General features: G+C 49.2%; 7 protein-coding genes. All 7 read right to left on the minus strand.

What is annotated here, in order from left to right; all coding sequences use genetic code 11:
- On the minus strand, nucleotides 1-1,947 hold the full coding sequence (locus OCU74_RS08065) for an aminotransferase class I/II-fold pyridoxal phosphate-dependent enzyme (RefSeq protein ID WP_087479232.1): 1,947 nt from the start codon (nucleotides 1,945-1,947) through the stop codon (nucleotides 1-3).
- Nucleotides 1,944-2,207 carry an acyl carrier protein gene (locus tag OCU74_RS08070; RefSeq protein WP_087479233.1) on the minus strand — a complete coding sequence of 88 codons (264 nt, stop codon included), beginning with the start codon at nucleotides 2,205-2,207 and terminating at the stop codon, nucleotides 1,944-1,946. The genes OCU74_RS08065 and OCU74_RS08070 overlap by 4 nt, the downstream gene beginning before the upstream one ends.
- Nucleotides 2,208-2,217: 10 nt before the next feature.
- On the minus strand, nucleotides 2,218-3,252 hold the full coding sequence (locus OCU74_RS08075) for a methyltransferase (RefSeq protein WP_087479234.1): 1,035 nt from the start codon (nucleotides 3,250-3,252) through the stop codon (nucleotides 2,218-2,220).
- 50 nt (nucleotides 3,253-3,302) lie between these two features.
- Nucleotides 3,303-5,861, minus strand: a complete 2,559-nt coding sequence (locus OCU74_RS08080; protein WP_087479235.1) for an aminotransferase class III-fold pyridoxal phosphate-dependent enzyme — start codon at nucleotides 5,859-5,861, stop codon at nucleotides 3,303-3,305.
- A complete protein-coding gene (locus tag OCU74_RS08085) occupies nucleotides 5,858-8,446 on the minus strand; it encodes a biosynthesis protein PigD (RefSeq protein ID WP_087479236.1) in 2,589 nt (862 codons plus the stop codon). Before OCU74_RS08085 ends, OCU74_RS08080 begins: the two co-directional genes overlap by 4 nt.
- 212 nt (nucleotides 8,447-8,658) lie before the next feature.
- Nucleotides 8,659-11,328, minus strand: coding sequence for a PEP/pyruvate-binding domain-containing protein (locus OCU74_RS08090; RefSeq protein ID WP_087479237.1), 2,670 nt, complete (start codon nucleotides 11,326-11,328; stop codon nucleotides 8,659-8,661).
- Nucleotides 11,325-13,379: a DUF6041 domain-containing protein gene (locus OCU74_RS08095; RefSeq protein WP_087479238.1), complete on the minus strand. Its 2,055-nt coding sequence runs from the start codon at nucleotides 13,377-13,379 to the stop codon at nucleotides 11,325-11,327. The genes OCU74_RS08090 and OCU74_RS08095 overlap by 4 nt, the downstream gene beginning before the upstream one ends.
- Between the last annotated feature and the right edge of the window lie 162 nt (nucleotides 13,380-13,541).

Here is a 13,541-nt window from a genome sequence, read left to right on the forward strand (position 1 = left end):
TTATGCCTCCGCGACGGCATCTTTTTCCCGTACCCGAGCAACGTCTGCGACAGGAACGCCGACTTCAAGCGCTGAATCTACCAATATCTGATAGGCTTCATCGAGATCCTGACGGGTATGTTCACTCGTGACACTAATCCGCAGGCGGGCATCGCCGACACTGACTCCGGGGAATACAACGGTCTGACAATACATGCCCCGTTTTCTCACCGCACGGCCGAACAGTAGCGCTTTGGCATCGTCACCGACAACCACCGGAATGATGGCTGAGTCCGAGTTTTCCAGATCAAATCCGGCATTGAGCAGGCGGGTCCGGAAGTAATAGATATTGTCCCACAACCGGGTAAGCCGCTCCGGTTCCCGCAGCATAATATCGATTGAGGCGATCACACCGGCAGCTACGTGAGCCGGAATGGTGGCAGCAAATACATAAGAGTTGGAATAAAAACGCAGATATTCGACGACGTCACCATCGGCACACACATAACCGCCGAGACCTGAAAGTGACTTACTCATGGTTCCTAGTTCCAGATCAACCTGGCCTTTCATATTGAAATGCTCTGAAGTTCCTGAACCGGTTTTGCCCAGAACACCGGTTGAATGAGCATCATCAACCAGCACTTTTGCGCCATAGCGTTGTGCCAGTTTGACCAGACGGGGCAGGTCGACAACATCACCATGCATACTGAAGACACCGTCGGTGACAATCAGTTTGCCGCCGGGATGATCAGCATATTTCGCCAGTGATTTCTCTAGGCTGGTCAGCGAGTGATCGTAAATTTTGCGCTGTGCTCCGGCTAGTTTACAGCCGTCCTGAATACTCATGTGGTTGATCGCATCGGTAAAGACCAGATCGTGTTTACTGGTCAGGGCCGAAATACATCCGAGGTTGGCGGAATAACCGGATGGATACACAATACAGTCATCACGTCCTTTCAGTTTTGCCAGTTTCCGTTCCAGCTCAAGGTGTAACAGGTTACTTCCGGCAATAATCCGGCAACCGGTGTTTGTCGCTCCATATAAACCTGCGGCATCCTGAATTGCCTGAATCACTTCAGGGTGGCTGGACAAGCCAAGATAGCTGTTTGAACCGAACATCAGGAACTCGCGGCTTTTTCCGGTGGTTTCATCAAAAATCACCGCCCGGTTTTTACATGGTGTTTCTAAAGGCATGCCATACCAGTAGAGCTGGTTATCCCGTTTCTCATGGTAGAACTTCCGGAACTCGCGGGCTTTGTGAAACAGATCCGGATGCTGGATACCGACGAAATCACGCATAGTCCGGGGATCGCCGATTTGTTTCCGATCTTCCTCCGAAGACATTGCGAGGTGTGCATACGGGTCTTCATCATTATCCAGCTGTGGTTCTTCGGCTTTTGCAGTCACTGGTGGCCGGTATTGATCGCTATCCTGAGGCAGTTGTCCGGCAAGTGCTGTTTTAAGTGCTGCCAGTGTATCTGCTTTGGGAAGTGCTAGTTTGGGATCCAGTCCCAGCATTGTCAGGAGTTCGCTTTGGACCGATAAAACATTGATTGAGTCGATTCCCAGATCATTTTCGATCTGGGCATCCATACTTAACGTCTCAGCCGGATAACCACTATGCCGGGCAAATACCTGACAGATCATGTCATCAAGCCAGTTGAGCGCTGGTGCTGAAGTCGCAGTTTTCGCTGTAGGTAACTGATAATCCGAGTTTTCGATGTCTGCTACGATATCAGCAATGGTGTGAAGTCTTTCGGTGATTAAAGGCACAGAAAGCCGTAACTGTTTAGTCAGCGAAGTGGCAATATCCGCCAGTGCAATCGAATCTACACCCAGATCATTTTCCAGATGGCTTGCAACAGACAGAGACTCAACCGGGTATTCGGTAATCTCGGAAAAAGTTTGCAGAATAAATTGTTGCAGGGCCTCTTTGGATGCCGTTTGAGGTTTTTGCGTGTCTGTCATGCTTTTTCTCCTTCAGTTTTATTGGCCTTCAACCGCTCAACAAGCGATACCATGGCTGCAACGGATGCGAAATTTTCCGGATAGATATCCTGCATTTTTATCTCAACCTGAGCTTCACTTTTCAGAAAATCGACCAGATCAAAAATTGCAGCAGAATCAACAATATTCAGTTCAAATAACGGTGTTTGGCTATCAAGACCATCACTGTCTCCGTCAAGGAACTGCTGGGCGATATGCTGAATTAAATGGGTTGCTAACATAGAAAGCTCCTTAAAGACTGGCCGATTGAGGTTTATCACCGCAGATTAATGTCCGGGGACCGGAAATATTGATGAGTCTGACATTTTCAAACCCAACAGCCCGGAAACGTTCCAGATATTCTTCGGTACTGCTTTCGATACCGCCATCGGTTGATACCAGCATGTTCAGAGAGAGTAGTGCTGTAAATTCCGGGCCGGATTTTTCATCGTTCAGCGGGGTTTCTGAGGCCATGAAGCATCCGCCGGCTGGCATCGCATCGTAGATATTTTTCAGAATAGTCATCTGAATTTCCGGAGCATAGTCATGCAGCATCCAGCCCAAATGGATCAGGTCATAGTCCTGCAAGGCGAGTTTTCCGGCGATCACATCACCTTCAATGACATTAATTCGGTCGCCGTATCCCTGTACGGCGAGTTTATCCCGCAGAAATGCACAGGCCTGAGGCAATTCGCAAATCGTCAGATGAATATCCGGATTGATACCGGCGACAGCAATCGGTAACGTGCCGATACCACTGCCGATGTCCAGAAATGAACGGTGTTGGGAGAAATCGTAATCCTGTACGAATCCGTGAATAAAAGGGGCTGCAAATTTGCCGAGGAATTCCTGAAAATCCGTTACATCTTCCGGATTCTGATAGAGAATATCAAACCAGCTCCGGTCATCGCCGAATACGGCCTGACGTTGGTTTGTGTCACTGGTAACAGCCGATTTCAGTTCTCCCCATAACGGATAGAGGAAAGTATCGATATGACGTCCCAGCCATCCCAGCCACATGGGTTCATGGCTGACCAGAAACGAGGCATGTTCCTGTGGCAGGTGGTAGTTGTCGCCCTGTTTTTCCAGATAACCCATGGCACGCAAGCCGATTAATAGCTGCTCAACGGAGCGGAGCGGGCTTTTGAGTTTATCGGCAATCTCTCCGGCACTCAGATCCTGAGTGTGTAAGTGGTCAAATAGTTTTAAATCTAATGCGGCTGTCAGTGTTTTAGCCTGAAAAAAGCCCATCATCTGATCAACTGCGTCTTGTTTGGTTAATGTCATGAGAAATTCCTTTATTCTTGCTTGTTTAATTCAGCTATTTAATCCAGCTATCAATCCATAAATGTCGATAGTTCTTCACAGACATCTGCAAAAGCGGCGACAAATCGTTCCATCTCTTCCTGAGCGATGATCAGAGGAGGCTGAATACGAATGACGGTTGAGCTATTCGCGGTAATAAAAGTCAGAATGTTGTGATCCAGACACAGCTTGGTTACAAATTTCATACAGAACATTTCGCCTAGCGACTGTTCCATACGGGTCATGGCAATTTGCAGATGTTCACGAACCGGGTCAGGCAGGAACTTCCACATGGTGTGCCAGTCACCAGGCAGACGGGTAGCAAATTCACGGGCAGATGCAGCAACTGCACCGGCAAAGGACTGTTCAAACTGGATTCCCAGCATCAGACCCCGGCCACGAATTTCCCGGATAAACGGATACTTGGCTGCTATTTCTTCCAGTGCCTGTTTCAGGTACAGACCTGAGCGTGCAGCCTGTGCAGGCAGGTCTTGAGCGACCATTTCCCGTAGGGCATTCAGGGCAACGACTGAGGCTACGTTTCCGCCACCGAATGTAGAGCTGTGAACCAGAAAACGATCCGCAGTGCCATAAGCCTGTTGCCAGAGATCAGCCCGGCACAGCGTTGCTCCGATCGGTACCAGACCTCCGGAAAGGGACTTCGACAGCATCAGTACATCAGGTTCCAGGTCATCCCATTCGCAGGCAAACAGCTTGCCGGTACGTCCGAGCCCGGTCTGTACTTCATCAACCATCAGCAGCGTTCCTGTTTCCCGACATAAGCGCTGGGCTGTTTGCAGGTAGCCGTCCGGGAAGACATGTACGCCACCTTCTCCCTGAATGGGTTCAATCATCAAAGCACCAACATCTTCGCGGCGTAACGCGGTTTCTAATGCTTCCAGATCGGCAAAAGGCACTTCAACCATGTGCTCCAGCAACGGAGAGAAATAACGACGATGCTTATCCCGGCCGGTCAGAGACAGTGCACCGAGGGTTTTACCGTGATAACTGTTGTTGATGTATGCGATACCGGGTTTACCCGTTGATGCTTTCGCAATCTTAATTGCAGCTTCAACGGCTTCTGTGCCTGAGTTACTGAAGAAGACGCGTCCCATATTGCCGGGAGCGAGATAACACAACAGTTCTGCCAGTTTTGCCGTCTGTTCCGGAATTGAAATGTACTGAATGAAGTTTGGTCCTTGAGCATCCAGATAATCCTTCAAAGCAGTGACCAGCGGCTGTGGATTGTGTCCCAGGCTCAGACAACCGTAACCGGCGACCATATCGAGAAACGGTGTGTTGTCTGCGGTCCACAGTGTGGTTCCTGAAGCTCGCTCAAAAACATTGTCACAGTGTTGCAGGCGGAGAAAATCAACCATCATCGGATTGACGTACTGGCGATAGCGATCCAGTGTATCTTCACGTTCAGCGGTCTGGTTAAGCAGCCCGTCGATGAAAGCCAGTTGTGTTGACTGGGTTGACATATCCGCACGATTGTCATAGATATCCTGATGATAATAGCGCTTGAGATTTGTGACTTGCTGACGTTCGATCCGTTCACCGTAAGAGGCCAGCGGATAGGCATAAAATCCGTGTTTCTCGGCAATTTCACCGATCTCAAGGACTTTTTCCGGGGGCAGGTAGCGTCCCAGTGAGAACTTTTCCCGGCGTCCTTCAAGCGCCAGCACAATGGTTTCTGCCATGCAGCCGTTTAACTGCTGTTTGATCGTGACATTGAGCGATTCTCCACCCAGTTTGACTGCATCCGTTGCGGTGACGCAGCCGCCATCAATGATCAGAATATCTTCTCTGTCAGGACGGACATCAGTATCGACATCTCTGGGCAGGGCAATATCAATAAAGATCGAGCCGGGTTGCAGTCGGGCAGTTTCAATAATTCCACCGGAAGATGTTGCTCCGGCAAACAGCCGACAATTCTCGTAGAGTGTCTGCGGGTCGCCGGTTAACGTGACGCGGTCACGGTATTGTTCCGGCAGGTGACTGAGAAGTTCTTCCTGATCTTTATGGCTAGCCCGGTGTAGCAGGTAGAGCGAATAGCCTTCAGCCAGTAACAGCCGGCTCAGAGCCAGACAGATTGAACCGGGATAACCGACAATCGCAATGGGTTCTTTCTCCGGATTAATCTCCAGCCATTCGGTAATTTGCCGTAAAGCCCGGTATCCGGCATAAGTCGTCAGTGAATTACCAGAAGTCACCGGCACCGGTGATTTCTCGGCAGTTGCTTCTCCGCGCCGGCCGACAATCGATGTAAACCCGCCTAAACCGACCAGCTCAGCGCCATCTTCAACCAGTTCTTCAATCCCCTGAAGAACCCGCTGGGCAATGACCCGTGGTTCCGCCAGCATTTCGTCGGCGATCAGCGGCATATAGCGAATGATACCTTCACAGGTTGCACCGCTTGCCGAAGTGACCCGGGCAAAATTCATAAACGGCACCAGATTCTCTTTGTGCCATAACTCACGGCTGTAACCACTGTGAAGCTCATTTGAACTGCGCTGGAGCATATCCAGCATCTTGACATAACGTTTTAACCCAACGGATGTTGGATGAGCAATGAACCCAAACTTCATGATGTGACTTCCTTCGCTTGAATTTGATCAAATGACTGGCTGGCCGATTCGGATTGACTGGCTGCCGCCGTACGTTGCTGTAATGTCTCTTTGTCACAGGGATCACGTTGCCAGCCTTTGGCTGTAGCCAGTGAGATCCCGTCGCCTTCATTGTTATGGCCAAGAACAACAGAGAATAGGTTGAGCCGTTTAGGACTGGTCAGAGCATCCCGGATGACGGTTTCATCAAAATGCGTCAGAGTCTGACTTTTAATCTGAAACTCATTGATGGTCTGTTCAAATCCCGGTTGGTCGAGATTCATCAGACGCATCTGCCGGGATGTCCGGTTAAAGAGAATTCGTTCCTGATAGGTGTTAATGACCGATAATCCGCCATTACAGAAATAGAACACGGTAATGCTTTTATGCAGCAGATCCGGGTGAGTCAGAATGTTATCGATAAATGCCGGGAGCATATCGGGCACAATGCCTTTGGCTCCGTCACCGATGAAAGCAATGACATGTGTCGGACTGGTGTGTGCCAGATAGTTGGTTGCAAGCAGAGCATCGCCCATCAACGCACGCCCATACCAGCCGGAGAACCCGCGCCGGGTTCTGGCAACATTTCTGACGGCTGAAATACCGCATCGTCCGACATCGTAAACACCGGTGTAGTCATACGACTGGGTTTCGATCAGATCTTCAATCACGCCATTGAGTTGAGAGAAGAAATAATTCGGTGACATAGGAAGTGTCGGCAGACGGCTGACTACATCCGAAGGAGAATCCAGATATGACTGGATCAGCGACTGGCGTTTTTCCCGCAGAGCATCACTGACATTCAGATTCGCTTTGACTGCCTTCAGGAAAGTCAGACAATCCATATGCAGATGAATATTGGCATAAGGCGAGAGATGACGTTCATCATGGGTCAGCTGAACGAGATGAATTTTATTTTCCAGACGTCCGTCAGAGAATGGGGTAGTGATCTGCGCAACCCGGCTTTTAATCATGAACAGGCTTTGTTCGCTGATTGGATTGATTTTGTCCCGGGTGTGCATGAAGTTATATACCCGAGGGCTATAACCGTAGATAGCCAGCGTTCCCAGATAGTGAGGGTTGCGTTTTCCCTGATAATATTTTGGTGCCGTACCGGGATGGGCAAGAGAATCAACCAGTGCAATACCGGCTTTTTCTGCAATCTCATGAATGAGCGTGTATTCATCATCAGTGACCGGACCTAACTGCCAGATCAGTTTTTCCGGACCGGTATTGATCAGTTGCATCGCCTGTTCAAACGCTTCACCTGATACCGGAGACGGGTCTGAAGGCTGAATCGGCAGGCTGGCGGTTTCGCTGATAACATGATCCAGCGGCAGACTCGATTCCAGTACATTCTGAGTGGCAAGAATAACTACCGGTCCCTGATTGAGGTGATACAGACGGAAAACTTCCGTCAGCCCTTCAGCCAGTTTATTTACATCGTGAATATAGACATAGGGAATCCGCCGGGCTTGCAGCACTTCGCGCATATCTTCCGTCGGTGTCAGTGTCCCCTGGAAGCTGTACCACTGGTTATTACGGTTCTCGGCAACAACAAGAATCCCTTTGGCAGCGGTTTCCCGCAAATTGGCTAGTGTTCCTTTGAACTCATCCATCATGCCGGAGGTAACCACACCGAGGAAAGGCATTCGGTAGAGCTGCCAGTTTGCAATTGCACCGCAGGCGATCGCATGTTCATTCGGTCCCCGTAGGGTCAATGCTCCGTGTGCTTCAGCATGTTTATCCAGATAGCCGATCAGATTGGAAACGATTGAGCCGGTGTAATAGGAGAATAGCCACTGGTCCGGCGTAACATCTTCGAAGAAACGGATCAGCTGATCAGCCAGCGCATTATGCAGTGCCATGGCTCCTTCGGGTTTTACCCGGCGGTTGGTATAATTCATTTCGAAGAAGTCCATCCACAGACAGAGCAGTTCCGTCTGGAAGACTTTCGGATCTTTGGAACGGACGATCTCCCGGTATTGCTGAGGAAGGTAGCGACAGGGCGAACGCAGGTTACGAATGAATGTTACTGTCGAAAACGTGGTGTAAAACGCTGGAATCCCGGTTTTTTGCATCGCACAGTAGAATGCGTCCAGATCCCGGTCAATTTTTTCAATCTGATCATCGCTTTGTCCTAAAGAGGCCTGATCATAAAACAGCATCCCAACCTGAAATGCCGATTGTTCTTCCAGCGCATGGGTATAGACGATTTTGCCGGTGGCTTCAGCCAGACTGCTACATTGAATAACCTGAATATTAATAGCTTTTTTCTGCTCTTTCAGAAAATGAATTGCTTTTCCCCGGGTCTCCAGATAGAGATCGTCATAGGATAAACCGAGGAGCTGTAAAGGAAGATCCGACTGGATATGTACCTGATTAAATGAATAATCCCGGATGTCATTTAATACGCTCAGGCCGGTCTGAAAAAAAGAGGGATCTCGGGTTACGACAATCACACCAACAGTAATGGTGTCGAGTTTCATATGAGATTGCTCTTCCTGACTCGCTTGCCAAAACTGCTCATATAAGGCTCCGGAAGCGGTTGTTGCTTGTCCTATCATGTATCAGTTCCTTGTTTTCGCTGAAATCATGCAAGTTGTGCAAATCGCATGTTTGTCAGGCGGGGAAACGCTGCATTTCATCAATGACGCCCAGAAAAAACCGCAGCCGTCCCCGCCGAATCATCAGTGATGATTCGATGTCTGTGTGCTAAATAATGGTGATCATGGCGACAGTTTCTGCCGCCGGTATTCTTGACTTTTGTCTCTGGTGACTACTCTTCCTGACGCTGAATCATGATGTGTCCGTTATCCCCGTCGACAATGAGCGTATCGCCGCTTTTGATCTGCTGGGTGGCTGTTTTCAGATTGACCACCGCCGGGATACCAAACTCACGGGCAACAATACAGCTGTGGGAGAGGGCGGAACCGATATCAGTGACAACACCACCAGCCAGAGCAAACAGTGGTGTCCAGCTTGCATCGGTGAATCGTGCAACCAGTATTTCACCGGGTTGTAGTTCTCCGGCCTGCGCCTGCAAATCGGTAATTACTCTGGCTTTGGCAACGATTTGTCCCGGGCTTGCCGCCAGTCCTTTTAACTGATCGGTATTATCAGACGCTGCAACTCTGAGTTGTGGCGTATAGCCTCCGATAATTGCCAGTGGCGGTTCATCGGCATGCGTATTCAGCAGATGCTGATGACGATTTTCATTGAGCACATCCGCGGAGAAGGCTTCGTCGGCAGAAATACGTCCGGCGACATAATCGCGAAAACGCTGAAAATCGATGTAGGGCAGATCTTCACGGCGCACAATTTCTTTAGATTCCAGACGTCCCAGAACTTCTAACATGATGATCCGGTAAAACCATGTCTCCGTGATAAATGTCGGACGGGTGGCTTCCCGCCGCTCTGCCATCACACCGTAGAGCTTCATCAGCATTTTCAGCTTCAGCCGCGCCATCCGGGGAAGTCCGTTTAATAACTGAGCACTGTCCTGATTCCGGAGCGTTTCCGTTTCTTTGAGTTTTTCCTGAAGATTGACCGGGTGCTGGAGATACATCTTCATCACTTGCAGCAGATAGCTGGGATCATCCCGCCAGCGTGGAATACTCAGTTCAAACTCCTGTCTGCCTCTGGCACCGAATTCAAACAGAAACGCTTCAAATGGCCCGTTCCAGAATGTCCGGCCTTCACTGTCTTGCTGAAGAATATCTGCAAGTTCAGACGCATCATGTTGTTCGAAAAGTTTTTTCAGTTGGGGCTGGCGATTAATAGTTTCAACCAGCTTAATAATTCCCAGCGTGACTTCAATTGTCCGCAGGTTATTCATTGATGCTTTAATCCGGTTCTGCAAACCATTTCCCTGATCTCCCAGATACTTATCACAGGTTTCGGTTAAAGCATCATACAGTGCGAAAGATTGCAGAAAGAAAGGCATATATGCTGCACAACTTTCCAGAAAATACTTATCAGCCCGTTCCAGTTCCCGATTGAGATCTGCCAGAGTCATTTTGCTTAAATCCAGAGCCAGAAAACGCTTAGTTTCCTGCTGGCGCAGCTCGATCATCTGTTCCACGATTTTCGGTGCATGGCGGACATTATGAATCTGCTGTTTCAGCCAGTGCCAGGCACTTTTGGCATAATCCCATCCCTGAACACCCGGACCGTAAGGGTTCTGATAATGGCTAAAATCAATATCGTCAGTGGCGTAGCGCGTGGTAAATTTCATCTCATCACGGGTTGGCGGACATTGTCTGAGCATATGTGCCGAGCCGGAAATATTCAGATAGACATGTCCCTGAATGTAACCCATATAAATGGTCCAGTCGGAGATGTCCGCCATCCCCATGGTCTGGATCGCAGGCCCGTGAATATGTTTCTGATAATACTGGCAGAATGAAAGGCCCAGCGGTGTCATCAGGCCGGTGACAATTTCGCCGGTATCCATCCGGGAAAATAAAGCGCCTTCTTTAACCGACTGACGGGTTTCCCACGGGTTGGCATAGATAACAGTCGCAGCTTTTGCTTCTGTCGTGACCGGACGAGCCTGTAACAGCCAGACTTTGTTATCTTTGACTGCCCATTCAATATCCAGATCGGTACCGTAGATAAGACGGGCCTGCCGGGCCAGACGGTTCAGCTCGGCAAGATGTTCCTGACTCAGACTTGGAACATCGCGTAAAGGTTCGGGAGTCGGGAGAATTGTTACCCGTCCTTTGTCGTCACACTGACAATAGTTGGGTTTTGAACGAACCTCCTGAGCGATGACCGTCCCAGTAGCTTTGTCGAGTGTAAAGGTATCTGTTGTCACCTGACCGGAAACAACACCTTCACCCAGTCCCCAGCAGCTGTCGATCACGACATGATCCTGATTGCCGGATAGTGGATCCCGGGTAAACATTACCCCGGCAGCATCGGCATCAATCATTTCCTGAAGGACGACAGCAATCGCACTCTGAGATACATGTCCCTGACGATGTTCCTGACGATAAAGTTCAGCCCGGTCAGCCCAGAGTGAAGCCCAGCATGAACGAACCTTATGCAGCACATCCTGAATTCCCTGAACGTGCAGATAGGTTTCGTACTGACCGGCAAACGATTGTGACTGACCATCTTCATCCAGTGCCGATGAACGAACTGCGATACGGGGATTCTCTCCCAGATTCTGATAAGCCTGCTGAATTGCCTGTTTGATGGACTCAGGAATATCGGCATTTAAAATTGTTTCCCGGACTTGTGCCATTTCTCCGGATGTCAGGAGCGGGGCAGGCAATGTCTCCCGGATGAACTGCTGATAGGCATCAGCAGTAACACAGAATGCGACCGGGACAGGAAGACCGGCATGCACCAGATGATTGAGCGAATAAGCTTTCCCACCCAGATGCTGATGGGCCAGTTGCTGATCCCCGGAAATACCGACAACAATATTTGAATCTGTCATAGTACAGCCTCCGCCAGAGAATCTTCAGCTACAGTTTGGTGAGAAACGGAAGAATGCAAACGCTGTTTCACTGTTTTTGATGCTTTCAGTCCGGAGAAAATTGCACCTTCGATATTCCCGATACCGATACTGTCCTGATTGGCAAAGTGAATACACTTGAATGGCTCACCGGCAGCGTTAAATATACCACGACTCTGGTGTCCTTTTACTGAGGTCACCAAACCACCGGACCAGTGCCAGATCTTAATGTCTTCAATCACATCCGGACTCATACCGATATTGGTCAGCAATTTGGAAATTTCAAAATAGGTTTGTTTTTGCAGTGCTCTGAACTTTCCGGTTGCATCGCGACCTTTTCGCTCCGGACGTGTTGTTGGCATCAGCAGGGATAACACTCCGACTTCAGATTTATTGGCAGAATCCATCCAGTTTGCCACCAGACAGGTTCCGGGTTTGCACCAGTGATACGGTTCATTTGCTGAAGCATTTTCAGGTTCGATCATGTAACCACCGAAGGAGTGGCTGAGAACCGGTTTCGAGAGCAATACACTGGCCAGATAATAGTCTTCATAGCAAATGGTCTGAATTGCATCGAGCTGGCTTTTCGGCAGAGCAGGGAGGTGTTTTACAATTTCTGTTTTCTGTACCGCCCAAATGACCTGACGGGTATTTATCTGTACCGATTGTCCGCCGACCATGAGTTGCAGTTCTGCATGATCATCAGCAAGCTGGCTGATGTGTTCTAATGTAGAATCTGTAATCATCGTGACATTTTCTTTTTTATCAAGGTAGCCGCACAGTCCGGCACTGAATCCGCCATTGCCTCCGGGCAGCGTCATCAGATTGCCCCGTAAATATCCGATCAGGAAGTAGAGACCGGCATAAGCGGAGATATCATGAAGATCAGAACATTCAACCCGTAGTGCAACTCTGACAGCGTTTTCAACTAATTTTCCCAGAGAGACGGGCGGGCGCAGATGCTGAGGGAAACCGGCAAGTTTTTCGGGTTCAAACAGGTAAGTATATAACGAGGTATTATCCAGCAACTCCATCTCTTCCCGGGGCCAGCCGCTTTCTTCGGTCCAGGGAACCTGAGGATAGAGGCGTGTGCCGGGAGCAAAGCGGTCCAGAAAACGGTAAAGTTCAGCAAAGGTCGGATCGCCGAGCTGTTTGGCTGAGCTCACATAAGGTTTGCCAATAATCGCATTGAGGAAAAGCTGACCGGTCAGTCCCCAGACCGAAGGTTTGAGCAGATAAGCCGGTTGTTTGAGAAAACCGACGACGATTTCACCCAGACAGCGCATCAGTAACATTGTATCGAAAAAGACCAGTGTATCTTCAGCATTAGAGCGGTACATTTTATCCATACCGATCTTTTTCAGGATATACATCATTTCAGAATCGGGGAGTGGTTCCTGAAAACAGACACCGCCTACAGGATGTTTGAGTCCCTGATATTGTTCGTAGCGGGCATTTCCGCCCAGTGATGCACTTTTTTCAACTACCAGTACCCGTTCCTGATCAAATTCGCTGGCAGCAGTTAGTCCGGCAACGCCACCCCCGATAATTACCACATCGTATGAATCTCCTGACTGAGGACGAGTGGTTCGGGCAGGTTGATCCGATGCCGGCTGATGAACAGAAAAATCACGGGTAGGAAAAGTGCGGGCTCTGGGCGTCCGTCGGGACTGGACTCGCAGCATGTAGAGTGCTGCCAGAGCAAAAACAACATCCAGAGGTACAACCTGTGGTTGTGAACGGTGTAACAGGGTGACGAATACAGCCATCATCAACAACTGACCGTAGATGACCCATTTTGTCCAGGGAGGATTAATTAACAGAACCAGACCGGAAATAAACAGGATAGCTCCGACCAGTAAGTTGACAAATTGTGCATGAGCACCGATCCAGACAGAGACACCTTCATACCAGGTTCCCTGATTTGCTATAGCGGCGACTTTCAGCTCTGCTACAACATCTTCAAACTGAGGAAAAAGTTTAGCAATGCCTGCAAGCATATAAAGTACAGCGAAAATACGTTGAATAATCATTCGATAGTTACCTCTTAAAGCCAATTTTGCGAGCGATGATCATTGATATCGTTCGAAGCGGACAACTAATCGGGCGGTCAACTCACCTTTTCCTGAAATCATCAAATCCTGAGAAATTACACAACTTACTACCACTGCCGAAACGATGGAATTTCTGGATAT

Source organism: Vibrio mangrovi, assembly GCF_024346955.1.
In the GTDB taxonomy this organism is placed as follows: Bacteria; Pseudomonadota; Gammaproteobacteria; order Enterobacterales; family Vibrionaceae; genus Vibrio; species Vibrio mangrovi.

What these genes read in the sequence shown, in the direction of transcription:
- OCU74_RS08065 (WP_087479232.1), bottom strand. Translation starts at nt 1,947, where the DNA reads ATGACAGACACGCAAAAACCTCAAACGGCATCCAAAGAGGCCCTGCAA.
- OCU74_RS08070 (WP_087479233.1), bottom strand. Translation starts at nt 2,207, where the DNA reads ATGTTAGCAACCCATTTAATTCAGCATATCGCCCAGCAGTTCCTTGAC.
- OCU74_RS08075 (WP_087479234.1), bottom strand. Translation starts at nt 3,252, where the DNA reads ATGACATTAACCAAACAAGACGCAGTTGATCAGATGATGGGCTTTTTT.
- OCU74_RS08080 (WP_087479235.1), bottom strand. Translation starts at nt 5,861, where the DNA reads ATGAAGTTTGGGTTCATTGCTCATCCAACATCCGTTGGGTTAAAACGT.
- OCU74_RS08085 (WP_087479236.1), bottom strand. Translation starts at nt 8,446, where the DNA reads ATGATAGGACAAGCAACAACCGCTTCCGGAGCCTTATATGAGCAGTTT.
- OCU74_RS08090 (WP_087479237.1), bottom strand. Translation starts at nt 11,328, where the DNA reads ATGACAGATTCAAATATTGTTGTCGGTATTTCCGGGGATCAGCAACTG.
- OCU74_RS08095 (WP_087479238.1), bottom strand. Translation starts at nt 13,379, where the DNA reads ATGATTATTCAACGTATTTTCGCTGTACTTTATATGCTTGCAGGCATT.